At 43.1% G+C, this 24565-nt stretch carries 18 protein-coding genes; 12 read left to right on the forward strand and 6 right to left on the reverse strand.

From position 1 onward, the window contains the following. Nucleotides 1-9: 9 nt before the first annotated feature. The 5 genes from rsgA to LEP1GSC052_RS17190 all read left to right on the forward strand — a co-directional run bounded on the left by rsgA (nucleotide 10) and on the right by LEP1GSC052_RS17190 (nucleotide 8701). Complete coding sequence (rsgA, locus tag LEP1GSC052_RS17170; RefSeq protein ID WP_010573027.1) at nucleotides 10-966, forward strand: ribosome small subunit-dependent GTPase A; 957 nt, start codon at nucleotides 10-12, stop codon at nucleotides 964-966. After that, entirely contained in the window at nucleotides 963-2273 is a 1311-nt protein-coding gene (locus tag LEP1GSC052_RS17175) for a hypothetical protein (RefSeq protein ID WP_010573026.1), read from the forward strand. The genes rsgA and LEP1GSC052_RS17175 overlap by 4 nt, the downstream gene beginning before the upstream one ends. A 134-nt stretch (nucleotides 2274-2407) precedes the next feature. Next, nucleotides 2408-3337 carry a FecR family protein gene (locus tag LEP1GSC052_RS17180; RefSeq protein ID WP_010573025.1) on the forward strand — a complete coding sequence of 310 codons (930 nt, stop codon included), beginning with the start codon at nucleotides 2408-2410 and terminating at the stop codon, nucleotides 3335-3337. 154 nt (nucleotides 3338-3491) lie between these two features. Continuing rightward, entirely contained in the window at nucleotides 3492-5111 is a 1620-nt protein-coding gene (locus LEP1GSC052_RS17185; protein WP_040913125.1) for an LIC10124 family lipoprotein, read from the forward strand. Then, a complete protein-coding gene (locus LEP1GSC052_RS17190; RefSeq protein ID WP_010573023.1) occupies nucleotides 5108-8701 on the forward strand; it encodes a tetratricopeptide repeat protein in 3594 nt (1197 codons plus the stop codon). The genes LEP1GSC052_RS17185 and LEP1GSC052_RS17190 overlap by 4 nt, the downstream gene beginning before the upstream one ends. 19 nt (nucleotides 8702-8720) lie before the next feature. Here LEP1GSC052_RS17190 and trmB read toward each other — a convergent pair whose 3' ends face one another. Continuing rightward, a complete protein-coding gene (trmB, locus tag LEP1GSC052_RS17195; RefSeq protein WP_020986476.1) occupies nucleotides 8721-9374 on the reverse strand; it encodes a tRNA (guanine(46)-N(7))-methyltransferase TrmB in 654 nt (217 codons plus the stop codon). Between the two features lie 49 nt (nucleotides 9375-9423). On the opposite strand from trmB, the gene LEP1GSC052_RS17200 reads away from it, so the two are divergent. From LEP1GSC052_RS17200 to LEP1GSC052_RS17210, 3 genes are all read left to right on the forward strand, one after another. Next, nucleotides 9424-10362, forward strand: coding sequence for an MBL fold metallo-hydrolase (locus LEP1GSC052_RS17200; RefSeq protein ID WP_010573022.1), 939 nt, complete (start codon nucleotides 9424-9426; stop codon nucleotides 10360-10362). A 128-nt stretch (nucleotides 10363-10490) separates the two neighbouring features. Next, complete coding sequence (locus LEP1GSC052_RS17205; protein ID WP_040913126.1) at nucleotides 10491-10841, forward strand: PilZ domain-containing protein; 351 nt, start codon at nucleotides 10491-10493, stop codon at nucleotides 10839-10841. A 114-nt stretch (nucleotides 10842-10955) separates the two neighbouring features. Continuing rightward, the gene (locus tag LEP1GSC052_RS17210) at nucleotides 10956-11636 is read left to right on the forward strand and encodes a hypothetical protein (RefSeq protein ID WP_010573020.1); all 681 of its coding nucleotides are present in this window, start codon (nucleotides 10956-10958) and stop codon (nucleotides 11634-11636) included. Between the two features lie 6 nt (nucleotides 11637-11642). Here LEP1GSC052_RS17210 and yihA read toward each other — a convergent pair whose 3' ends face one another. Genes yihA through LEP1GSC052_RS21700 form a run of 3 tightly spaced genes read right to left on the reverse strand, consistent with a single transcriptional unit; the run spans nucleotide 11643 to nucleotide 15621 of the window. Further along, complete coding sequence (yihA, locus tag LEP1GSC052_RS17215) at nucleotides 11643-12305, reverse strand: ribosome biogenesis GTP-binding protein YihA/YsxC (RefSeq protein ID WP_010573019.1); 663 nt, start codon at nucleotides 12303-12305, stop codon at nucleotides 11643-11645. Beyond that, a complete protein-coding gene (tilS, locus tag LEP1GSC052_RS17220; RefSeq protein WP_020985593.1) occupies nucleotides 12302-13603 on the reverse strand; it encodes a tRNA lysidine(34) synthetase TilS in 1302 nt (433 codons plus the stop codon). Before tilS ends, yihA begins: the two co-directional genes overlap by 4 nt. A gap of 20 nt (nucleotides 13604-13623) precedes the next feature. Further along, nucleotides 13624-15621, reverse strand: a complete 1998-nt coding sequence (locus tag LEP1GSC052_RS21700) for a GAF domain-containing SpoIIE family protein phosphatase (RefSeq protein ID WP_010573018.1) — start codon at nucleotides 15619-15621, stop codon at nucleotides 13624-13626. Nucleotides 15622-15972: 351 nt separating this feature from the next. On the opposite strand from LEP1GSC052_RS21700, the gene LEP1GSC052_RS17230 reads away from it, so the two are divergent. Then, on the forward strand, nucleotides 15973-18015 hold the full coding sequence (locus tag LEP1GSC052_RS17230; RefSeq protein WP_010573017.1) for a sigma-54-dependent Fis family transcriptional regulator: 2043 nt from the start codon (nucleotides 15973-15975) through the stop codon (nucleotides 18013-18015). 505 nt (nucleotides 18016-18520) lie between these two features. Beyond that, nucleotides 18521-19747, forward strand: coding sequence for a DUF3095 domain-containing protein (locus LEP1GSC052_RS17240; protein ID WP_020986642.1), 1227 nt, complete (start codon nucleotides 18521-18523; stop codon nucleotides 19745-19747). Here the strand turns inward: LEP1GSC052_RS17240 and LEP1GSC052_RS17245 are convergent. Further along, nucleotides 19736-20134 (reverse strand): SET domain-containing protein, encoded by a 399-nt coding sequence (locus tag LEP1GSC052_RS17245; protein ID WP_010573014.1) that lies wholly within the window; start codon nucleotides 20132-20134, stop codon nucleotides 19736-19738. The genes LEP1GSC052_RS17240 and LEP1GSC052_RS17245 overlap by 12 nt on opposite strands. Nucleotides 20135-20187: 53 nt before the next feature. After that, nucleotides 20188-22017 (reverse strand): ABC transporter ATP-binding protein, encoded by a 1830-nt coding sequence (locus tag LEP1GSC052_RS17250; protein WP_020985773.1) that lies wholly within the window; start codon nucleotides 22015-22017, stop codon nucleotides 20188-20190. A 182-nt stretch (nucleotides 22018-22199) separates the two neighbouring features. Here LEP1GSC052_RS17250 and LEP1GSC052_RS17255 point away from each other — a divergent pair, with 182 nt between their 5' ends. Next, complete coding sequence (locus tag LEP1GSC052_RS17255) at nucleotides 22200-22814, forward strand: ACT domain-containing protein (RefSeq protein WP_010573012.1); 615 nt, start codon at nucleotides 22200-22202, stop codon at nucleotides 22812-22814. Between the two features lie 164 nt (nucleotides 22815-22978). Then, complete coding sequence (locus tag LEP1GSC052_RS17260; RefSeq protein WP_010573011.1) at nucleotides 22979-24448, forward strand: HD-GYP domain-containing protein; 1470 nt, start codon at nucleotides 22979-22981, stop codon at nucleotides 24446-24448. Nucleotides 24449-24565 lie beyond the last annotated feature (117 nt).

A 24565-nucleotide genomic window follows, 5' to 3' on the forward strand; every position in this document is an offset into this window, starting at 1 on the left:
GTAAGAATCATGTTAGAGTCGGACAAATCAGTCAAAGAATTTTTTATCATTTCCCGCGTTTACGGAGCCTACTATGAAATTTATTCTCCCGAACGCGGAACGGTAAGAGCGTTTCTTCGAGGCAAACTGAGAACGATCTCCGCGGAAGAAAGACATCCTTTTGTGGTCGGCGATCAGATTCTTGCCGAACCTTCTTCGGGCCAGGACTGGGTGATCTGTGAACGATTGGAAAGAAAATCTTTCCTAACACGCAAAAGTCGGGAAGGCGATACTCAGGTTTTATGCGCGAATGCCGATCAAACTGCCGTGCTCGTATCTTTGAAATCTCCCGAAACGAAAGACGGATTTATCGATCGTTGTATGGCCGCGGTTTTTACGTCTCGAACGCAACCTTTGATCGTATTCACAAAGTTGGATTTGATTTCCAAAGAGGAAGCGGAGAATCGCCTGAAAGTGTATCGGGATTTGGGTTATCAAGTTCTCGGAATTTCCTGTACAACCGGAGAAGGGATTCCCGAATTACAAAAATATCTCGTCGGAAAAACGACGTTCCTCGTCGGAAATTCCGGCGTCGGTAAGTCTACTCTTATCAACTTATTGACTCAATCTGAGGTTCAAAAAACTTCCGGAATCAGCGTTTCCAAGGATAAAGGAAAACATACGACGACGAATTCGCTGTTACTCGTTTTGGGCGACGGGACGACCTTGATCGATTCTCCTGGAATCAAAGAATGGGGGATTCTCCATCTAAAAAAAGAGGAGATTTTGGAGAGTTTTCCCGAGCTTGCGAGTCAAAAAAAGCATTGTGAAGAATCAAATTGTTGTAAATTATCTTCTGACTGTGCGATGCTTTCGGCTTTGGAAACCGAATTTATAACTTCGGAAAGAAGGAAAAGTTTGGAATCAATGCTCGCGAGTCTTGAGAATCCACATAGAGTCACACGGAGAGATAGAATTTCAAAATGAAAGTGACCCATTCTTGTTTGGAATTTGATTCCATTGAAGACCTAATCGATTTTACAAAGGAATTCGAAACCGGTTCCATGATTCGTTTTCTTTCTCCGATCGAAGACAATTCAGGAAACGTTTTGGTAAAGGAAGAAGTCCAGGTAAAAGAATCCGCCCTGGCGCGTCTGAAGGATATCAAAGGTCAATACACTCCCAAGTTCGACGTTAAGCTAAACAAGGAACTTTTGGAACAGATTCAGAATATTCTCGCGATGAAAATCGTGAACCAACTGAAAATTTCCGACATGAAATTTTTGAAATTCATGTATGAAAACACGACTTACAATTATAAAGGAATCATCCGAAATTCTCTTCTTTCCAAAAAAACGGTTCTCGCGCTTTTAAAAGTATATATTCAAAACGTAAACTTCTTCAGATATATCAGCGAGTTGGGGCTTTTGACTTTGGGAATCGTGATGATTCCGGACACGATGAAGTTCAGACTTTTGAGAAGATACGCGTTCACCGCCGGAATTCTTATGGACATTCCTAGAATCGGAGTGGATCGATATACGAAGTTGCCTTCCGACGACTCGGAAAAAGTGGAAGTCGCAAAAAAATGTTCCGATATATTACAAAAACTTGATCTTGTAGATTTTACATACAGCGCGATCTCGAATCACATGCCTCTTGGTATGATGGACAATCCGGATAAACCGATCTCCATCGATAAAACGGGAGAAGGCGAGAATTTGGACGATAAGTTTCTCGACGATATCATTTCCGACGACGGGGAAAGCGACAGCAAAGGAGATAGTTCCCGAGAAGACGCGATTCCCGAAAAATCGTACGACTTTTTCCAAGCCCTTCTAACGGACGCATTGAAGTTGGCGCGTTACATCGCCAACGTGAGTCACAACGCGTCCGATAAGGATTACGTAATGGAAGAATTGGTATACTATATCGCATACAATACGTCCAAAAAATATTTCGACGAACTTCTCGCCAATCCGTTGGTCTCGATCTTTAAGGATTTCGAAGTAAACGTAAAGAGAATGAGAAAGATCGCCGAAGTGGAAATGAAATGTGTTTATCCGCCTTCCGCTTGGGCTTATCCGAAACCGAAATCCAGTCAGGTTCTTTGTAAGAATAAGGTCTGGGGATGTCCGAATATCGTGATGGGATGGGACATTCACGTCATTACGGCGCAGGAAGCGTTCGGCTGGGTCGGAACCAGTCTTCCGATCGACAACTATCCGAAATGTAAGTTGGAGGAAGAATTGGACGATATTATGGTCGAACCGGAAAAACCCAAGAAAAAATAAAACGAAGCGTAAACTCGGGCATTTTTTCTGGAAATTAGTTATATCTGTGGTATAACTAAATCTAAACTTTTGCAATTTTTTTCTTGTAAGTCTGTTAACTAGAATGCAATCTTTTTAAAGTTCGGGGGGGTAATATGAACCGTTCTCTATTAATGGCGATTAGTTGCGCATTTTTTGCGTTATCCATCGCTTGTAGTACCAATAAATCATCCGGTAGCGATCAGGTTAAAACTGAATCCGATTCCGCAACCGCAAGAATCGTATGGGTTCTTGGAGACGTTAAAGTTCTTTCCGATTCCGGAGAAAGAAAAGCCGAGTTGGGTCTGGCTCTTTCCGCATCGGATCGAGTTGTAACCGGAGCAAACGGCGGCGCCGAGATCATGGTTGCCGACAGCGGAGTGATCAAGATGTCCAAAAACTCCGACATAGAAATTTCTACTCTTATGAATCCGAACGGATCCGACACGAACGTCCAAGTGAACTACGGAAAAATCGTGACCATGGTTAAAAAAGGTCAGAAGAATACCGAGTTTACCGTTTCGACTCCGACCGCACTTGCAGGTGTTCGAGGAACTTCCTTCTTAACATCTGTAGAAAGTCCTGAAGGATCTAAAATCAATTGTGCGAAAGAAAATTGCACAGTTCGATTTGCAGTGATCGAAGGAACGATCGCCGTTTCTAAAAAGGGAGATTCTTCCGAAGTGATCCTGAGCAAAAACCGCGAACTTAGAATCGAAAAGAATCAAAAACTCACCGACAAGTTGATTCGTTCTTTGCAAAAAGATTCTTTGAGCGAAATGAAGGAACTCATCGTTCTTCATAAAAACGAAACCTTCGAATACGGAAAACTTGTGGAAGAACTCAAATCTTCCAGCGAAGAGCTTAAAATTCTGAGCCAATCCGGTTCCGTAGAAGAAGCGAAGGCCGAACTTCAAAAACGCGAAGCCAATCGTAACAACGCGGACGAAGTGACAAAAACCGCAAAAGCGGTGAACGAAACCAAGTATGTACAACAAGATGTGCAAAAGGAAAAGCTGAAATTAAATCCTAAAGAAACGTTTTAGGACTTTAGCAAACCCGAACTTGCGCACAAAACCGGGGATTTTTCCCCGGTTTTTTTATTTTTAAAGTGAATCATCTAAAATTACGGATGATTGCCTCCCCGATTTTTTTTATAATGGAATTCTCATTCAACCGGTGGAAAATTATTGAACTGTTATGAAATTTATTATTAACCCAATGCGGCTCTTTCCATTCTTCTTTTTTTTCTTATTGATTCTCATTGATTGTTCTTCCGTTCAAAAAATCGAAAATTTCAACTCCGTTTTGCAGGAGCCGACGTTTAAGGCCCTCAAGGAAGAGGAAATTATTCTCGGGAGCGCCTCCGATGCGGATTATAAAATTCGAAAAACCGGAAGTTCCGTTCCCGTTTTCGCGCTGGCTCCGATCAACCTTCCGAGCGGAATCGATCCTAAGTTAGGCGCCTTTTTAAGCGACGAAGTGCGTTTGATCTGGGCGAAGGTGAAAGGCAAGCAAGCGCGCATAACGGATGCGACTTGGAAGAATTCTTCCCTGCTTACTCAGGAACTCAAAAGACTCGGAGTGGACGCGGTTATCAAAACCGATATCCGAGAAGTTTCCGGTAAGTGGATCGTAAATCAAAAGATCGCCGATCCGGTTAAGGAAATCGTATACGGAAACGTGGACGGTTCGTTTCAATCTCCGCAATCCGGAGAAGATCACCAAGCCAATCAGGTTTATTACTTAAAACACGGTTCGGGCGTTTTGGCGCTGGATCCGAAATCTTCTCTGGTTCCGATTTGGGAAAAATCCCTCAGCTCGGGAGAAATCGATTCGATTTTGAAAAAGTCGATCCAAGGTTATCTTTCCTTCAGCGCGTCTTCCGCGGATACGGAAGTCGTGTTTCAAGGCGAAAAGATCGGGATCGCTTCTTTTCGAAATTATCCTTTGCCGGAAGGTTTACAACAGATTCAAATCACTCGTCCGGGACAAAAAGATATTCTTAAGTCCTTGCAGATCCGCGCGGGTCAAACCGTTTCCATTTATCAAGAATGGAAAGAGGATCGAACACTCGGCGGTTTGAGAATCTTAAGTTTTCCGGACGCTCTTCAAGTTGCGTTAGACGGCTTTCGAACCGGTGAAACCCCTTTTTACAGAAGTAATCTTGCTCCGGGCGCGATGCAACTCGAGTTGGTTCGCGATACGGAAAACGGCCCTTTGGTTTATTACGAAGGTCAGTTAACCGTCGAAGCGGATAAGATTACGGAAGTCGCCCTGCCTTATAAAACCGATAACCTGATTGCCGAACCCGAGTTTTGGAAACTTTCCGGTGAAAAAGGGTTTCAGGCTTTTTCCGGAAAAACATTAGATTTTCAGAATGCTTCTTCTTTGCCGCCGGGTTGGTACGGAGTTTTTTCCGCGCCGTTTATTCCCGAGAATATGGAACTTGAAGGAATCATTCCGATCACTACGGAGTCCGATTCCGGAATCGTAGCGATTTCGTTTCACACTCCTAAAAAAACGATCAGCTTAGAATACGAAAAGGAGAGACTCAGCGTTTATTCTTTTCCTTCTACGGGAAACAACGTTGGAACCTATAAATTCAAACAGGAAAACAAGGAAGACGGACGTCCTTTTCGAATCGTAACGGATACGAAAGAAGGAACGGTTCGATTGTATTTAGGATATTCCAAGGTTTTGGAAGATAAGTTCGACGTTTCGGGTGTTTGGAGAATTTCCATTCTTACCAGGGGAGAAAAGTTTTCAAAACGTTCTCCGCTTCGAAATCTCAAGATCGAATACAAGGGATATAAATGAAAGGTTCGAATTCCATGAAAAACAACATCATATCAATCGTATTATTACTGTTAGTCGGCGCACAATTCAGCGTGAATTGTTTGAGCAAGGATTTCAAAAAATCGCAAACCCAGGACGCGATTTTGGAAAAGGATTCCGCGACTCGCGAAAAACTGAAACGAGTATCAAAGATTTTGAATGAAGGAAATTCTTTCTTTCAAAAGGGAAATTTCGAAAGATCTTTGGAAAAGGCAAATCTTGCGGTGAACACATATCCGACCGCGCCCGGTTATTATCTCGCGGGAATTTCGGAATATAAACTCGGTAAAAATCAGGACGCTCTTATTTCGCTCAAAAAAGGAACCGAGGTTGATCCCGAAAACGAACAGATTCTTTTGACGTTAGGCATCATTTACACCGCCGAAGGGAAGAATGAAGACGCAATCGAAGTTTACGGAAAATTGGAATCACTTCCCGTTAAAGAGAAATACAACTATTCTTTTAAGAAAGCGGTTCTTCTCAAAAACCAAGGCAAGTTCGAACAATCCTACGCGACTTTAAAAAAGATTCCGGTTCAGGAATTCGCGTTTCCGGCTCAGTTGAACATGCAACTCGGAGACGCCGCGGTTCAATTGAAGAAGTATGAAGAAGCCGAAGTTTATTTCGAAGAAGCGAGAAAGAACGATCCCGAATTATTATCCGCAAAAAAATCCGCTTCCGTAACCAGAGTCGCTTCGGCTTTGGAAAACGGAAATCAAGCGATGCGGAAAAAGAATTACAAGGAAGCGGCTTCCCACTTTCAAAACGCGGTTCAAAACGATCCGAAAAATCCGGCGCCTTATATTTTTCTAGGCAACGCGAGAATCTTAAACGGAGAATACGAAGCGGCTCTCAAGGCTTTCGAATCTTCCCTCGCACTCAAACCGGATTATCAGGAAGCGATTTCCGGAATCGCGGCAGTACATTACAAAACCGGCAACTACAGAAAATCGGTTTCCGTTTTGGAAAAAGCCATTTCCATATTTCCGAACAACGCGATTTATCAAAACCAAATGGGTTTGAACATGAAAGCGTTAGGTGAACCCGCAAAGGCGCTCGTTTATTTTACGAGAGCTCAGGAACTCGATCCGACCTTCGCGGAGCCGGTCGCAAACTTAGTGTTTTTGTTGATCGCGGAAAATCGTTATAAGGCCGCGAGAAAAGAAGCCGAGTCTCTCAAATCCGAAACCGAAAAAAAACAGATTCTCGCTTTTATCGACGTCTCGGAACAGATCTTCGAAGGAGATAAACATCTTCGCAAAGGGGATTCCAAAGGCGCAAAAACCTTTTACGAAAAAGCGAAGAAGGCTTCTTCGGAAGAACCTTCCGTTTACAACGCTTTCGGAAGATTGTATTTTATTTCAGGCGAACCGAAATCTTCGGAAGAGAATTTTAAGAAAGCTCTTTCCATTGATAAACAGAATATTCCGGCGCTCCAAGGTTTGATCCGTCTTTATTCTTCCCAAAAGAATCAGACGCTCGCAAATCAATACACGAAGGAACTTGAAAATCTGACCGGCAACGATCCGTCCGCGGCGATCGTTCTCGGAAGAACATACGAAGATAAAAAAGAATACGAAAAAGCCGAAAACGTTTATAAGAATCTTCAGAAAAAATTTCCGAATAACGAAGCGGTGAACTTTCGTCTCGCGATGTTGTATTACAAGATTTCTCTCGAGGAAAACGAAAAGAGCAATCACGATTCCGCTTTGAATTGGATCGGAAAAGCCGAAAAACTTTCCAAGGACATTCCGGAAATCGCGGAAACGAGAAAGACGATTCAGGAGAATCAAAAGTTCGCCACCGTAATTCCGACCATTCAAAAAGCGAACAAACTCTTCGACACACATCAGTATGAAAAAGCGATTCCATTGTATCAGGACGCTTTCCAAAAAACCGGAAAGCTCACTTTGTATATTAAAATTGCTGAATGTCATTTGGCTTTAGGAAACGAAGAAAAAGGGATTTCCATGTTGGAAACTCCTCCGCAAGGATCTCGAAACCTTCAAACGAGAGAAGCGATCAATGCGTTCCTTCTTCGCAAAGGAGAACTTGATAAAGCGGAAGCGGGTTTTAAGGAGATTCTTTCCAAAAAACCGGATTCGTATTACAGCCATTATCAGATGGGAATCATCCATCTTCAAAGAAAGAAATACGACGCTTCGATCGATTCTTTCGATCGTTCCCTTCTTTTAAACGCGGACTTTGTCGCTGCGAGAATCGGAAAGGGAATTTCCACGTATCATTCCGGAAATAAAAAACTCGCCAAGGAAGAATTCGAAGCGGCGATGCAACAGGATTCCGCGAACGAACTCGCGCCTTACAACATTGGGATCATTCTTTTTAACGATAATCTTTACAACGAGGCGATCACGATCTTCAAAGAGATCATCCAAAAGAATCCCGAATTTTCGGACGCACACTATCAAATCTCTTATATCTATTATAAGCGCGGCGATTTAGAACAGGCCGAAAAGGAAATTCGCAAGGCGCTCGATTTGGAAAGAAACGAAATCAATCTTTTCGCTTTGATTCGGATTCTTTCCGAACAAAAAACGAAGATGGCGAATCCTTCCCACAAAAAAGAAGTTTTGGATTTGGGAAGAGAACTTGCCGAAAAGTTTCCTTCTTCTCCGCACGCGGCTCAAGCGGAACGTCTCGTGATCGCGGACGAGGATAATCCGGTGATTCTTCAATCGTATCAAAGCAGAGGAAAGCTGATCGGCGTTCCGGTACTGATTAACAATTCCGTAATATTGAATTACGGAACGAGCGTGGAATCTTTGGATAAGGATCGAGGCGTTCGTCACTGGAGAATTCAAACTTCCGTCCCTTATAAATTCTTACTCGCGGATAAACGTTTGATCGGAGTTTCGGATAAGAAACTCGAAGTGATGGATTTAAAAACCGGCATCGTGTTGAGAGAAATCAAACTTCCATCCGGCGAAGTCAAAAAGGCGAACTTATCGGGAGAAAACATTCTCGTGGAAATCGCGACCGGAAAAAACTCGAAGATCTACAGTTATTCGGATCAGCTTGAGTTGAACGGTTCGATCGCTTTCGAAGGTTCGTTTTGGTCCGGAGTAAAATCGGGAGTTTTATTCTCCGTAACTCAAAAAGACGGAATTCAAGCGCAAGTATATGAAGCTTCTCTAAAAGACTTAAATCCTAAAAAGATTTCCCAAAAAGGAAGCGGCGATCTGAGATATTTGGGTTCTTATGAAACCGGAATCTTCTTTCTTTCCGGAAAGAAAATCGTTTCCGTCGAAAACGATAAGTCTACTTCGATCGACTTGCCGAACGAATCCGCTTCTCAGTTCGTGGTTCGTTCTCCGTATCTTTGGTTTCACGCGGGTAAGACCGTCTATCGTGTCGAGTCCGGTTCTTTGAAGGTAAGTTCTTTTACGGTCGAGGCTTCGGACATCGAAGGAATTCTTCCGGGTAAAAAAGACGACGGGATCGTTCTTTTCAAATCCGGGAAAGCGATCCGTTACGGAATCGACGGAAAACCGATCTGGTCTTATCCTCTCAAGGACGAGGACGGAAAGATTTATTCTTTGGTGTATCGCTGACGCTGATCGCCGAGGAAACTTATTTCTTGGAAAGAATCTGATCGATATAATAGATTCTTTTTCCTTCTTCCCGTTTCTTTCTCTCGAAGTGAGAAACGGGAATTTCGCTTCTTTCCAATCTGAGTTCCGCCGTTTCCGGTTTAAAAACTTCCGAATCTCTGAATAGACGAATCGCTTTTCTTGCATAAGGACCGTAATCGGTTGCAAAGGAGAATTTACCGCCCGGCGGTAGAAGGATCCGAAGCGACTCCAAGAATTTAGAGTTCATCGTTCGATTTTTATGATGTCTTCTTTTGGGCCAAGGATCGGGAAAGTTCAAAAGAATCTCGCCGAAAACTTCCTCTTCGAACACGTCTTCCAAAAACCAATTGAAGTTTACGCAAAGAATCTTAACGTTATCGAGAGAATGTTTTTCGATTCCGCGTATCGTATGACGGATGCGATCGAATTTTTTTTCCATCAACACGAATCCGGTGTTCGGTCTTTGACGGGCCATGGCGATCGCCACTTCTCCCCAACCGGAACCAAGCTCTAAAAAATATGTCTCGAACTCTTTTGAGAATAAATTTTCTTTTTTCAGTTTCCTTACAGGGCTAGCTTGCAAAAAATAATCCGAAGCGAAAGGAATACCGCCTGCGATCGACCAAAGTTTCTGTTCGAGTTCTTGGATCATGGTTTATCGTCAGAGAATTTTACACATTTTGTTTGTCTAATATAATACAGTGAAAGTAAAACTATACGGCGTAAGGGGCTCACTCCCCACACCACTGAGCGAATCGGAATATCGGGAGAAAATTCTCAAAATTCTGAAAGCGGCTCATTCCGAGATCAAACGGCAAAACGGGCAGTTTTCAGAGGAAAAATTCTTAAACTCCTTGGATCCGTCTCTTTCACGAACAGTCGGCGGAAACACCACCTGCGTCTTTATACAGGCCCAATCCGGAGAAAGATATATCATCGATTGCGGCTCGGGAATCAGACAACTCGGAAACGATCTTTTGAGCCAAGGTCTTAAACCCGGAGATTCGATCCACATTCTGATCACTCATACGCATTGGGATCACATTCAAGGTTGGATGTTTTTTAAACCCGCTTATTTTCCCGGAGTCGATATTCATTTTTATTCTACCATTCCGAACCTTCAGGAGCGATTCGAAAGACAACAAAACGAGGAAAATTTTCCTCTTCCTCTTTCGGGAATGATGTCCACAAAGACCTTTCATCTTTTGGAAAAAAACAAAAGCGCTCAAATCGGTTCCGTAAAAGTGACTCCGTTTCTTCTCAGACATCCGGGTAACTGCACCGGGTTCCGATTTGAAGAGAATGGAAAAAGTTTTTTGTTTTGCACGGACGTAGAGGTTCAAGAGCCTGATCTGGACGAGTTCTCCGATCTCAAAAATACCTTCGGAAAAACGGACATGCTGATCATCGACGCTCAGTATAGCTCCGAAGAAGCCGAAAAGAAAGTGGGTTGGGGACATACCTCGGGAAAAGTCGCGGTTCGTTGCGGAGAAATATTGGAAGTGGATCGGTTGGTGTTGACACATCACGAACCGGATCACAAAGACGAGGACATTCTTAGAATCTTTCAACAAGAGTCCGGCGCTTCCTCGAAAATGGAAGTTCTGCTGGGACGGGAAAACGATTCGTTTTCTCTCTAAGGTTTCTTAATTTTTTTCGATCGATTCTCCTTTAAGAATTCTTCTAAAAAGAATTTGAGGATTCTTATTCTCCGCTTTGAAAAAAATTTTCTTTTAATTCAATCGATTTGAGTTATGCTGGATCGGCTATGCACACAGAGATGGGACAACAAAAAAAAACTGCTAGCGATACTCTTGCGGATAAACGTTTCTATAAACGATTTCGGAAGAACAACCTAGTGAAGATGGTTCTTGGTAAGAATGAGATTTTGGGAAATCTCGAAGATATTAGTATGATCGGAGCTTCAATCAGTTCGAGAGAAGAAATTCTTTTGGGTGAACGCGTGAAATTTATGTCGCCTATTCTTTCCGTAGAAATCGAAGCGGATATTATCCGAAGAGATTTGATTCAGGAGAAATATAAGTATGGGCTTGTGTTTCACGATTTATCGGATGCTGCGATCGTTGAAATTCTAAATAAGATCGCTTCTACGGATTGAAGCGACATCTTATAATTTCTTCGTTTCTTTTTATCAAAGAATTCAATCGATTTTAGAAATATTTTATATACCTCCGCTTAACTTAGGTATGTACAAGCCGACACTAGTATTAGAATGAGAATCGGCGGAGAACATAGAACTCAACTCGGAATTCCCCGGGATGAATCTTTGCACTACATAGGCCATGGACAATTGGAGAGTTCCCCCGCGTCCACGTCGGTTCTTCACGTCATCTCCCATGAACTGGGCCACGTCGCCGAGTTTCGTTCCGAGGCGATGCGGGACCGCGCCGAAATCCGTTCCATGGATCTGAAGATTCATTACGAATTTCGAAACGGAAAACTCGTTGCGGTTTCCGGTGAAACAACGGCGACCACGGTAAAAAAATCCGAAGATTCTCCCCGTAAAAACGAAATCACTCTGCAAGAAGATTCCATCCAAGAAAAAGAATCCGCCAAAAAGAAAGAGGAACACGACGCTTCCAAAGTGAACTTGGAAGATAAGGAAAAAGAAATTCTTTCCGAAATCCGAAGAATCGAATCCGAGCTTCAAAGATTCGAAACGCAAGCGAACACCGAGGAAGAAAAAGGTTTCGGTTCCATTCGCAAAACGGAACTCGAAGAGAGAAAAAGAAAACTCGAAATGTCCCTCAATCAGGAAAAGCTAAAGGCGATTTTGGAAGATACGATGGATACGTTCAAAGAGTTGGTGGATAAACAAACTCAGATGAGCTTGAGAATTTTAAACGCGAATTCTTCGGATAAACTCGGCAATCTTTTCGACGCAAAAGCCTAAGATCGTTTAGGAAATTTCTTCGATTCTTTCCGAATAATTGATCGGAGTTCCGACCGAGCTGATCAACGAATCCACGATCTTTCTCAGTTCCGGCAAACCCTTTCCCGACTTATTGGAAACGAGAACCGTTTCGAGCATCGGATAAAGCTCGTGAATATTCTTCATCTTCTTTCTCAGTTTGGAAAGATCGCTTTGATTGAGTTTGTCGATTTTCGTTCGAACCAAAACAGGTTTGATATTTCTTTCGAAACAGGTTCCGATCAGTTCGAGTTCCTCTTCGGGAAGTTCTCTTTGAGAATCGCAAACGAGGAACAGACATTTCAAATCCTTTGCAAGATTCAGATAATCCATCAAAAGATCCATCATCGCTTCGTGATCCTTATGAGAATTAGCCGAATAACCGAAACCGGGTAAGTCGACGAGATAGACGGAATGATTTACGAAAAAGAAATTGAGTAGTTTTGTTTTGCCGGGCGTGGAGGAAACTTTAGCGAGGGATTTTCTTTCGAGAATCGCGTTGAGCAAAGAAGACTTACCGGCATTGGAACGACCCGCGAACGCGATTTGAGGAATCCCTTTCGAAGGGATCTTGTTCGCTTCCCCATAAGACGCGTTGAACTCGACGTCTTTGAAGAAAGGTTCGTCCTTTTTTTGAGGATCCTCGCTCATCTTCCGGGCTCCTGAAAGTCAGGTAATATCTCAACTTCCCTGTCGGCCACAATGTCTCCTATCCTCGGATCCCAAAGGCTCAGACAGATCACATCAACTTTCCCCTCCCCATAAAGTATGGGTAGCATTTTTCTAACCGGAACCGGAATCTCTTTCTGTCTAAGGATTTCGGAAATTTCTATACTCATCCCGTTTTTGCGAATTTTGGCGCCGGGAGGGCATAAATCGGGAATCAATCCCGGAGGAATCTTCTTTTGATTTCCGTTCCAGCGAAGAATCATTTCTTTCGGTTCGAATCTAAATTCTTTTAAGGAAAGGGAATTTTTAGGAATCAAATAAAGATCCGAAGAAGCCGACTTCCAAAACCAAACTTCTTTGTTTTCAAGTCCGAAAGAATTCTCCCTTTCCAAACATTCGACGAGATCCTGAAAGAAATTTCTTGTGATCGGATGTAAACCCAAAGAACGAAGATAACGATCGAGGAAGAATTTTCTTTCCCTTTGTGAAAGATCTCGCAGAACCCAAACGTTGATTTTTAAAAAAGGGGGAATTTTTTCCGGTCCGTTTTCTTTCGGAAAAATTTTCGGAGCCGGTTTTTCCATTCTATGAAAATTTTTATAAATTCGATCCGGGTCCGCGCCTTCCTGCATCAACAAAGGTACGATGGAATTTCGAATTCTATTTCTAAGATATTCGTCGCTTTGATTGGATTCGTCTTCGAAAACCGGCCAGAACTCGGATTGAAGAATGGTTTTGATTTCGTCTTTCGTAAACGCGAAGAGAGGACGAAATCGGTTTTTTTCATACCATCCCAAGGTGCGTAAGGAATTCCAACCTCCGCCTCGAATCAGATTCAAAAGGATCGTTTCCAAATAATCGTTGGAATGATGACCGGTTACGATATAACCTTCGTGTCGATCGGCGATCTTCTCCAAATCCTTGTAGCGAAACGCCCTTCCGGTTTCTTCCAGGGTTTTTCCGATCTTACGTGATAAAATTGGAATATTCTTTTTTCTGAATTCTTTTGGAAATGGAAACGTGGTTTCCGCATATTCGAGGATTTTTTTTTCCTGTTCTAGATTGAATCGGATCGAATGATCAAGATGATAGATACAAGGAGCGGGGATTTTTTTTTCGATCCAAAGCCAAAAATAAAAATGAAGCAACAGCGAAGAATCTTTTCCGCCGGAATAGGACAAAACGGCCGGACGAGATAAAATCATTTCGTGGAAAGGAACGATTCTTTCCCAAGCCTTACTGAAAATCTTTCGTGTGGATTCGGAGATCTTGTCTCTCATCAGGATTCGCAAATGCAGGTTTAACGGAGTCTTCGGATTGCGGCAAGAGTAATATCGTCCATCTGTTCTTGGTTTCCGGTAAATTTGCGGATTTCGGAAACGATTCCGTCCAACATCGCTTGTAAGGGTTCGTTTTGAAACTGGAGAATGGATTTTTTAAATCGGTCCGTTTCGAACTGAATTCCGTCTCGGTCCGAGGCTTCTAAAACTCCGTCCGTGCACATGATCAAAAGATCTCCGGGTTGCATTCTAAACTGATTTAGATTTTCGAATTTGGATATATCGGGATCGATTCCCAAGATGATTCCGCCCGTAGAAATCTCTTCGATCTTTTGAGACGACGCCTTATAAAGAAAAAGATTTCCTTGGCCTGCGCCGCTGAACGAGAAATCGTTCCGGTTCATTTCCCATTTGATTACGGTCATCGACATGAACCGCGGCGAAGTGGAATCGTTGTAGTTTTGAAAGATGTATGTGTTGACCGTGTTTACGATGTCCCAAGGGCTGACTTTTTTTCTTACGAGAGAATGGATGATCGTCCTCACGGTCGCCATCACGATTCCTGCGGGAACACCTTTGCCGCTTACGTCTCCGATGCAGATCACCGTTTCGGTGTTAAACGGGTCGGTGATAAAATCGTAGTAGTCTCCTCCAACTCCTCTTGCCGCGACCATCGTGCCTGCAAATTCGTAACCGGAATGTTCGGGCATTTTTCTCGGAAGCAAGGAACGTTGGAGTTCTTTTGCGATTTCGATTTCCTTATCGAGTCTTTCCTTTTGCGCTCTTTGATCGAATAGATGATAGTTCTGGATGGAAATTCCGGCTTGGATCGCAAACGCATTCAAAACTTCTAATTCTTCCGAGTTAAACTGACGATCTTTTCTTTTTCCTAAGATGACTACGATGTCCGATTTGTCCGTGTGAACCACGGGAAGAATGGCGAGATTCAAACCCCACATTCCGAATTTTTCAAGCTCGGGAAAATCGGAAGACAATGCGAGTTTGGATTCCTTGAGTTCGAAAACCTCTTTGAGAAAAAACTCGTATCGATTGATGGGAAGAGACATCTCTCCGGGAATCGGTTCCAATTCTTTTCTAAGATTTCTTTTTTTGGAAGTTTCAAAGGATTCTTTCTCTTCCGAAGTCGTTTGAATTCTTACCTTAAACGTGGATTGTCTCGCCATATCCACGTCCATTCTGATTTCGGGACTTGTGATGTTTCCGGTTAAAAAATGTCCGAACAAAGTATGATTGTCCTTGTTCCATTCAAAAAGAGAATACAAATCGTTTTCCGAAAACTCCGTGAGCGAAAGAAGAATCACTCTGAAAATTTCGACTTTGTATTTGAATCCCAATGAGGAAAGACGAAGTGCGGCGGAATGAAGCGATCTGAAATTTCTGGACTGAGTTTGGGAAACCTCAAAGAGAATTCTATTCTTAAGCGTGACCGCAAATTGAGCTGCGATCAATTCCAGAAAGTAACGATCGTTTTCCGCTTTTTCGGGATCGTCGGTTTTATAATCGACGGAAAGAATTCCCAATACTTCTCCGTTGAGATGGATCGGAATCGCAAGCGAAGCCACGGTTCGATTGAGCCTCGCGTATTGTTTGAAATGTTTGTGTTTCTGATCCGCGAATCTATAATAAATCGGTTTGCAATTTTCGATACATTCGGTCAACGCTCCGTTGTCTTCTCCCTTTTTGATTTCGAAATGAAGCGCAACCTTGGAAAGGGAAGTTTTTTGATTTTTGACCGACATCACGGTCATCCGATCGAACTTCGGCTCGTAGATCATCACGCTCACTCCGGGAATTCCGAGTTTGTAAAACGCGAGAGAAGTAAAACTTTCGAGAAGATGATTTAAGTTCGGGCTCGTATTGAATAAGGAGAGAAATTCGAGCAAAACCTCGTTGCTGAATCTCGTATCCGTCGGTGGAGAAAGTCTCGGATTCTTCCTTTTTTCTAAAATCCATTCCCGACCACAGGATCTGCAAAGAAATCGTCCTGCGTGAAACATTCCCTCCGGCGTCTTAAATTCTGAGCAGAATGCGCAGGCCATAGACGCAAAATTATACGGAATCCCGTTTATCCTGATACAAATTATTTACTAGATTCTTTAAAATTCGGTTAATTCTTAACCAAAAGGCCAAAATCGGCAAAAGGAGAATTCTTACTCATTTGAATTGAGGCAAAAATTTGTGAAATTAAGCCTAAATATTTATCAGCACACTTGAAAAAAATCGCTCCAAAAATAAGCGCGAAGTAAAAATTCGATTGACCTCAAAAGTATCAAATCGCAAAAATTTTAAGCATGTCAGGATATGTGAAGCCAAGTCCATTAAGATCTATACAAGAAGTTGCAACTGCTATGAATTCAACTTTGGATCCGGATAAACTTCTGGATTTGATTCTAGAACGTTGCATCCAGATTTGCGAAGTCGGTTCGGGCTCTCTGATGCTGATTAACGAAAAAGAGAACGTTTTGGATATCGTGACCTTTCGAGGCATGAATCCTTCGATCCGTACCAAAGTAAAGTTGAAGGTGGGAGAAGGTATTACGGGGATTGTGGCCGCTTCCGGCGAAGGAATGATCGTCAGTGATGTAGCCGCAAACCCACATTACATTTCCATAAAGGACGATATTATGTCCGAGCTCGCGGTCCCTATGATCGTGGAGGACGTAGTGATCGGAGTCATTTCTCTCGATTCGAGCCGCAAAGGCGCTTTTAACGAAGAACATTTGGAGATCATTTCCACGCTCGCCAATCAAGCGGCGCAGATCTTCAAAAACCTGCAGATTTTCAGACAACTCGAACAGAAGAATAAGATTCAACAGGTGTTGATCGATATTTCCAGAACCGTTACTTCCACGTTGGTTCTTCAGGAAATTTTCGAAGACATCATGGATCGTCTGGAAAAATCCCTGAATCTGGAGCGCGGAAGTATCGTTCTTTTCGAACCAGAAAAAGCGATCTTAAGACTCGAGGCCGCTTCCGGTTTAACCGCGGAAGAAATGGAGAAGGGAGTTTATCTTCCCGGAGAGGGAGTTACCGGAAAGGTTTTTGAAACCGGAGAACCGATCATCGTCGAATCGATCGCAAACGACGAAAACTTTTTGAATCGTGTGGGCAACGCCGCGCACTTCAAAAACAATCCGGAGAACGTTAGTTTTCTCGCGGCGCCGATCAAATCGGATACGGACGTCCTCGGAGTGGTAAGCGTTTATTTCGTTCATAAAAAATACATAGATTTAAAAACTTATTTAGACTTTTTGCAAGTAGTTGCGTCCGTGATTTATCAGGCGATTCGGATTCAAAAACTGATCGACGAAGAGAAGAGGGAAATTTCGAGAGAAAACGTTCTTCTCAAACGCGAACTGAAGAATAAATACAAATTCGGATCTCTGATCGGAAAATCCAAACCGATGGAGAAACTTTTCGAGATGATTCATCTCGTTTCGGATTCACGCGCCTCGGTTTTGATTACGGGAGAATCGGGAACCGGTAAGGAAATGATCGCGTCCGCGATTCACTACAATTCTTCCCGAGCCGATAAACCGTTTATCAAGATCAACTGCGCCGCGATTCCGGAGAATCTTCTCGAAAGCGAACTCTTCGGTCATAAGAAAGGATCCTTTACCGGTGCGGTCGCCGATAAAAAAGGAAAGTTCGAGATGGCCGATACGGGAACGATCTTTCTCGACGAGATCGGAGAAATGGATCTCAATCTTCAATCCAAGTTGTTGCGCGTTCTTCAGGAAAAGGAGATCGAAGCGGTCGGTTCGGTGAAACCGAAAAAGATCGACGTAAGAATCATCGCGGCGACGAACGCGGACTTGGAAGAATTGATCACGGAGAAAAAGTTCAGACCGGATCTTTTTTATAGACTCAACGTCGTGAACATGGTCACTCCTCCGTTACGTGAAAGAGCGGACGATATTCCTCTTTTGATCAATCACTTTATCGCGAAGTATGCGGAAGAGAACGGCAAGAAGATCAGCGGAATTACGAGAGAAGCTCATAAACTTCTCATGAACTACAGTTGGCCCGGAAACGTTCGAGAACTGGAAAACGTAATCGAACGTGCGGTCGTTCTTTCTCAGCTGGAGATGTTGGACATTCAGGACTTTTCCGAAATCAACGGACGTCTTCTTTACGGAGACGAAGAGTTTGATCCGGAAACCGGAGACGCGGAATCTTCCGTGGAAATCGCGAATTCCAGATTCTCTTCTTCTCATTTGGATGCGTTGGATGGAAGAGCGATCGAGGTCGTTGTGGGCGAGGTGGAAGCTCGTTTGATCAAGTATGCGATGAAAAAATTCAAATACACGAAAACGAGAGTCGCCAAGTTTTTGGGAATTAACCGAAACACTTTGGATAAAAAAATCAAGGATCTCAAAATCGATTATTGATTTTGGAAGAATGTGGGAACTCCTGCGGATACCGAGCCGGTTTTCAAAGTCGAGTCGAATCGAATCGAATCCTAATCGTATGAGTTCCTACATTCTTTCGGGTTTCGGCGATCTCTAATCAGTGCGGCTTCGTTAAAGAATTACGAAAGTTCCGACAGAAAACAAGGATTCTGGATGACTTTTACGGATTTTCCTGTTATAGGAAAATTCGTTCGAAGGCTTCCCACAAAGCCCGCCACCACCACCCAATTCGGGTGGGGGCCGCCTTTGTTTCACGAAAGAGCTGTCGGAACTTGGATGGTTTTATGTCGCTCTTCTCGCCTCTCTTTTCCGACAAAAAATAAGTATGAAATTCCTCAAAAAGGTCTAAGAATAGTATTTCGATCCTGGAATGCAGCCCGATCGCGATCGAATTTTCGACATTCTTCCTTTCCATTTTTGATCGACCGAAGGCCGTTTTCAAAATTCTTTTTTTAAAAACATAACTCTGATTAGGTGAACTAGGATGCTTCAAACTTCGGACAAAAAAACTTCGTTGAACACGCATAACTTCTACAAATACTTACCCGCACTTTCTTCTTTTACGGATATCATCGAGCCTTCCAATTATTTTACGGTTCCCGACGATTGGAATCTCGTAATTACCGACGTGGTCAATTCTTCCGACGCGATCCGAAACGGAAACTACAAGGACGTGAACATCGCGGGCGGCATTACGGCGATGGCGGTTTCCAATCTGATGGGCGATATGGATTATCCGTTTTTATTCGGAGGAGACGGGATGACCTTGTTGCTTCCCGACAGCGTTCTTCCCGGAGTCAAGGATATCCTGTTTTCCATACGCGAACTCGTAAAAAACAACTTCGGTTTAAAACTCAGAGCGGGAATCGTAAACGTCGGCGATTTAAAAAGAATCGGAAAAGAATTAAAACTTTGTAAACTAAAGATCTCCGATTTTTACAACCAAGCCATTCTTACCGGAAACGCATTGGACGCCGCCGAAACGTTCGTAAAGAACGACGATTCGACCAATCCTTATATCATTCCCTTAACCCACAAAACGAAGGTCAAACCGGACTTTACCGGATTCACTTGTAGATGGCAGGACATTCCGAGTCACAGAGGGGAAACGGTTTCGTTTATCGTTAAGATGAATTCTCCGAGCGCGGCCGCGGATCAGGAATTGTTGAAAATCATTTTGGATCAGATCGCGATCTTATTGGGAAACGACGCGGAAATTCATCCACTCAAAGAGGAAGGAATCAACGTCGATCTTTCCGGAAAATATTTCGACAAGGAAGCGACGGTCCACACGGGAAGTAGAAAGGGAATTCTCCATTTTCTTAGAATGCTCAAAATCAAAATCGAAGGATTGGCGGTTAATCTTGCGATCAACACGCAGTGGAAGTTCGGACCGAAAGTAAACGGAATGGAATTGAGAGAATTAAGAAAATCGCAAGTGATCGCTTCCGATTTCCGAAAATACGACGGAACCTTGAAGATGGTCGTCGCTTGCGATTCGGATTCGAGAGAATCGTTCTTAAAATTTTTGGACGGTCTTTACAAAGAAGGAAAACTTTTTTACGGATATCACGTTTCGGATCGGGCTTTGATGACCTGCGCTTTACACGAAGGCTCCGTAAGGGAAGTTCACTTTGTCGATTCCGCGGACGGAGGTTATGCGCTCGCCGCGGAAGGACTCAAAGAACAAATCAAGGCTTCAAGAAGCTGAACTGAGTTTTATAGTCCAGTTATCGTCGAAGAGTTTATAGTTGCAGGTAAGCTCTTCTCCTTTTCGGATCCATCTTGTCGCGCTGTCTTGTCCCATAGGATTGGTTTTATCGCTCGTAAAATCTTCCTTCGTATTCGGATCGTCGCTGTGATTCATGAACTTCGAATTATCGGAACAATAAAACCATTTGCCATCGGTTTGATAAGAATACGTGCGAAACATTTCCTGAACCGACGGCGGAAGAGAATTCAATTCTTGGTCCGTGATGACCCACACCGTTTTAGGATGATACTTCCAAATCAATTCTCCTTTTTGAATATCCCGGCCCGCAAAAAGACCGAAGCCGCCGATCGGAGAATCGGCGATGTAAGTGGGTACTAAGAGCATTGGAAAGAATGTAAATTAGCCTGGAAAAAAATTGCAAGTAAGAAACTTAATTCTTACAGGACCATAGCTTGTTGTTCCGGTTCGGGAATCGAAAATCTTTCGAGTTTTCCGTTACGCATTTGAAAAACCTGATCGGCTTCACGAATCGTGGAAAGTCTATGAGTGACCGAAATTACGGTTCTTCCTTCCCTCAATAACGAAAGAGTTTTCATGATTCTCGCTTCGGTAACCGGATCCAAAGAAGAAGTCGCCTCGTCCAAAAGAAGAATTTGCGGATTTCTAAGGAACGCTCTTGCGATTGCGATCCTTTGTCTTTCGCCGCCCGAGAGTTTGGTTCCACGATCCCCCGCGTTAGTTTCGTAACCCATCGGCAAGGAAAGAATCATCTCGTGAATCTCCGCTCTTTTTGCGGCTTCGATTACTTCTTCAAGAGTCGCGCTCGGTTTGCCGATTCGAATGTTTTCAAAGATGGTCGTATTAAAAAGAAACGTTTCTTGGAACACGACTCCGACCAAGGACCGAACCGAACTTCTGGATAAGGAATTGAGATCCGTTCCGTCGAAAAGAATTCTTCCTTCGTTCGGTTGAACCATCCCCAAAAGAAGTTTGATGAACGTGCTCTTTCCGACTCCCGAACCGCCTACGATCGCTGTGTAACTTCCTTTAGGAATCGTTAATGTGATATCGCTTAGGTTTTTGGATCTTCCCTTATATCTGAAGTGAACATTTTCGAAATGAATCGCTTCCTTCAATTCGGGAATGGAAGATTCTTCCGGGTCAGATTCGAAAACGGGAGCACGCAATAATTCTAATATTCTTTTTGCGGAGCCGCTCGCGTGATTCAACGCGGGTAAATACTGGGAAAGATATAAAAGAGAATAGCTTAAATTTAAGAACGGAGGAAGGAAAGCGGCCAACGTTCCGATGCTCAGAGCATTATGATATGCGAATGTAGTTCCCACAAGCAAAAGAACGCCCTGTAAAAGAAGAATTCCTGAGCCTGCGGAACGTTCCAGATAAGAATTCGTCAATCCGAGTCGAAGCGAAACTTGAAACAGTTTTTCGCAGTTATTCTTAAATCGGCTGAAAAAATAATCGCTGAGATCGTACGCGCGGATTAGGTTCTGAGCGGAGATGGATTCTTCCACCAAGCTGAGTACTTGAGCTTCTTCTAATTTTCTTGTGTAACTGATTTCGGTGGATTTGCGCGATAAAAATCCGGGACCTAAAAAGCTGATCGGCCAGATCAACAAAGCGATCAACGCCAACTTCCAATCCAATAAGAAAAGAAGAATGGTTCCGAAGATCGCTTCCAACAACGGACCGAGTCCCCAGGGAATAAACGCAAGCAAAGCGTGTTCCAATGCGGCCAGATCGTTGAAGAATCGGGAAAGAATATCTCCGAGTTTATTGTTGGAAAAAAAGTCCAAACTCAAACGATCCAGATGTTCGTACATCTGCAATCGTAAGTCTTGGATGATTCTCGCGGAAGCCCAATTATAAAGATAATCGCGCACCGTTCCGAGAACCGCGAACGTGATCGTTCCGATCGCAAGATAAGCGCCGATCCAATACAAAGCGCTTTGATTGCGGTTGATCAAAGCCTCGTCGATTAAGTATTTAAAACTAAAAGGAATACTCGCGTAAAATCCGATTTCGAAACAAAGAAGTCCGATGATGACGAAAATTCTTCCCTTATATTTTTTTACAAAACGGAATAAGCCGAATATCAAAAGCCCGGGCGCGCCTTCTCCTTCCGAATTGGGCTTTTCCTTTTTCGGATTCGGGGCTTTCCATTTTTTAGCCGAGCCTTTTTCCTTTTCAAGGGGAAGAGGTTCCGACTTCTGGATCAATTCCGGGTTGTACTCGAGAGGTCTTTTCATACCGTTTTGGAAAAATAGAGTCCTTTTATTTTCGGCAAATATCTTTCATTTCCACTCTACTTTGACTGTTTTTCCGCGAAACTCCGAGGCAAGAATTTTTCACCGCTAAGGAGACAGAATACTCCCGGAAAAGAGTCGTTTTTTTTGAAACGTGCAATTATCTTAGTACGCAGGTCTAAAGAATGATTCAATTTCACTACAAAGAGAACGACGGGCTTTACACGGTTACGTTAAAAACTTCCGAAACGGCTCCGGGTACTCTTCATAAAATGGTGAAAGCGATGTTTTTTATGGGCTGGGAAATCGTTTCCGGCGATATAGAAACAATCGAAGAAAACGGGCAATTTTTCAGCTACGACGTTTTTACTCTGAAGTCGGACGAAACCGATTCCAAGATCAAGGCCTCAAAGTTGGGAATTCTTATGTCTTCCGTGTTTACCGAAGATTCCGCTTTGGAAGAAATCATTCATCATTCGAGCGAAATCGATCTTAGAAATACCTATCATCTCAGCACGGATTCCAAATTGGAATTCAACGACATAGAAATGGGAACGAAAACCAAGTTCACGTTGGAAGCCCCGGATCGTAAGGGATTGCTCTATTTTGTTACGGGAGTTCTTAAAGAAAACGGAATTAACATTCATTCCGCAACAATTCGAACGGATCGAACCGGAAATCGGGCTCAAGACACGTTTATACTTTCCGATGTTAAAGGAGCGGGCTTTGCCGGAACTTCCTTAGAGGATCGAGTAAGTCGGAATATACTTGAAATCAGTTTGAATTCCTCTTGGAAGTAATCGGTTAAATAATTTTTTTTCGTCTCTTATAAAAAATATTCGGTGCAAACGGTTTATTCCCGCCTTTTAATGGATTAAGAATGGAATTCCTGAGCGGCTATTTTAATCTACGTTAGTTCGCATTGCCGCGCTAAAAAATAAATTTCAGATTTACGACGATTCTCATGGATGCTCAAAAAGACTTACAGAAGTTCGACTTTACAGAAGAAATCATTCAGCACTTCAAAATCAACAGCGTCATTCCCGTCGATTTCTACAATAGAAACGGGCAGATTCTGATTCATAAAAAGGAAAACGCGAACGGCGAAGACATCACAAAATTACTAAAGTTCGAAAGTCAGGGGATTTACTTTTTAAAATCCGAATTCGAAAAGATTTCCGGAGGCAAACAAAACGCCGGACCGAACAGCGTAAACGGCCGGGACGTCAGTTTCTCGAAACTGGTCAACGCGGATCTGACCGTAGGACTTGCCAAGGACGCTTCGAGCTTTCTCGCCGAACTCAAAAAGTTTCCTCTCAACGGAAGCCAAGTAAGAAATCTCAACAAATCCATCGATGGGATATTAGAAGATTTTAAATCCACTCCCGATATGGAAAACGGTTTGGTGAACATCATCGAAGTGATGAGTAATGCCGGTGTTCCGATGGATTCGGAGATATTGACCAAACGGACCGTTATTTCGATGGCGATGAAAGTAAGGGCGGGAAAGGCGTTTACCAAAGTCGACATGGAACAAAAGAAATTGGATCAGATGAATCTGATGATGTCCTCCTATCTCGCGGACGTGGGTTATACTCAGATGAAAATTCCTTTGCAGAAGGATCTGAAAACCGAAGAGTTCGAATACATCAAAAATCATCCGATCATCAGTTATCTTATGGTGGCCAATCTTCCCGACTTGGACGACAACATCAAGACCTTGGTTTTAAATCATCATCGTCCTCACAAGGGCGAAGGGATGAACAACAATTATCCCCAACCCAAGGTTCTCGTTCAAAAACTCAATCTTTATAAGGAAAAATACAAAGACGATCCGAAGCGGACCGTTTTGGTCGGGGACATTCAAAAACAAATCCGTAATATTCTTACCAACAATCTTCCTATGGAAGACATCGGCGTCATCTCCATCGCGGGAGAATTCGCTTCGCTCACGACGAAACAGGAATGGAGAGAAGCGTTCGAACCCTTGGTTGCGATGAAACTGATTTTGAATAACAGTTTTTTTGCATATAACGAAAAGACGCTGAGGGATTTTTACGATCATATAGGGTTGTCTCTTTGCAACAACCAACCTTTCATTCGAGAAGGGGATTTCGTAATCGTCGTTACTCAGGATTCCAATCAAAAAGTCTTTTTCGAAGTTTGTATCATCCGAGAGATGTATAGAACTCAGATCCGCCCGATGCTCGAAAGAATCGGAACCATTCGTCCCAACTTCAGCAATATGGGTAAATTGAGAATTTCCGGATTCGATCTTACCTCTTTGAAACTGGATCGAAGAAAGGCCGTCTACAATCTGGAAAAAAATCAGGATCCGAGAAGAATCGTCTACGTTCTCGATCCGAATATGGACGCTCGTCTTTACGAAGAATTGACCAAACAAACCGGGGAAATCCCGAAAGAAAGCGCTTAATCCCTTAAGGAACGTTTGGGAAGAATTCGGTATGTTCGTTTATTATAAACGCGTTTCAATCCGAACAGAAACGTTTTGAATTCAAGCCGAATCGCGTCCGCTAGGACACGACGATTT

The sequence above is a fragment of the Leptospira kmetyi serovar Malaysia str. Bejo-Iso9 genome, assembly GCF_000243735.2.
Classification (GTDB): domain Bacteria; phylum Spirochaetota; class Leptospiria; order Leptospirales; family Leptospiraceae; genus Leptospira; species Leptospira kmetyi.

Bases quoted from the DNA above. Each gene is read 5' to 3' on its own strand.
- LEP1GSC052_RS17180 (WP_010573025.1), top strand. From the start codon at position 2,408: ATGAACCGTTCTCTATTAATGGCGATTAGTTGCGCATTTTTTGCGTTA.
- LEP1GSC052_RS17255 (WP_010573012.1), top strand. From the start codon at position 22,200: ATGATTCAATTTCACTACAAAGAGAACGACGGGCTTTACACGGTTACG.
- LEP1GSC052_RS17210 (WP_010573020.1), top strand. From the start codon at position 10,956: ATGAGAATCGGCGGAGAACATAGAACTCAACTCGGAATTCCCCGGGAT.
- LEP1GSC052_RS17240 (WP_020986642.1), top strand. From the start codon at position 18,521: ATGCTTCAAACTTCGGACAAAAAAACTTCGTTGAACACGCATAACTTC.
- LEP1GSC052_RS17245 (WP_010573014.1), bottom strand. From the start codon at position 20,134: ATGCTCTTAGTACCCACTTACATCGCCGATTCTCCGATCGGCGGCTTC.
- LEP1GSC052_RS17185 (WP_040913125.1), top strand. From the start codon at position 3,492: ATGAAATTTATTATTAACCCAATGCGGCTCTTTCCATTCTTCTTTTTT.
- LEP1GSC052_RS17260 (WP_010573011.1), top strand. From the start codon at position 22,979: ATGGATGCTCAAAAAGACTTACAGAAGTTCGACTTTACAGAAGAAATC.
- LEP1GSC052_RS17190 (WP_010573023.1), top strand. From the start codon at position 5,108: ATGAAAGGTTCGAATTCCATGAAAAACAACATCATATCAATCGTATTA.
- rsgA (WP_010573027.1), top strand. From the start codon at position 10: ATGTTAGAGTCGGACAAATCAGTCAAAGAATTTTTTATCATTTCCCGC.
- yihA (WP_010573019.1), bottom strand. From the start codon at position 12,305: ATGAGCGAGGATCCTCAAAAAAAGGACGAACCTTTCTTCAAAGACGTC.
- LEP1GSC052_RS17175 (WP_010573026.1), top strand. From the start codon at position 963: ATGAAAGTGACCCATTCTTGTTTGGAATTTGATTCCATTGAAGACCTA.
- LEP1GSC052_RS17230 (WP_010573017.1), top strand. From the start codon at position 15,973: ATGAATTCAACTTTGGATCCGGATAAACTTCTGGATTTGATTCTAGAA.
- LEP1GSC052_RS17205 (WP_040913126.1), top strand. From the start codon at position 10,491: ATGCACACAGAGATGGGACAACAAAAAAAAACTGCTAGCGATACTCTT.
- trmB (WP_020986476.1), bottom strand. From the start codon at position 9,374: ATGATCCAAGAACTCGAACAGAAACTTTGGTCGATCGCAGGCGGTATT.
- tilS (WP_020985593.1), bottom strand. From the start codon at position 13,603: ATGAGAGACAAGATCTCCGAATCCACACGAAAGATTTTCAGTAAGGCT.
- LEP1GSC052_RS17250 (WP_020985773.1), bottom strand. From the start codon at position 22,017: ATGAAAAGACCTCTCGAGTACAACCCGGAATTGATCCAGAAGTCGGAA.
- LEP1GSC052_RS21700 (WP_010573018.1), bottom strand. From the start codon at position 15,621: ATGTTTCACGCAGGACGATTTCTTTGCAGATCCTGTGGTCGGGAATGG.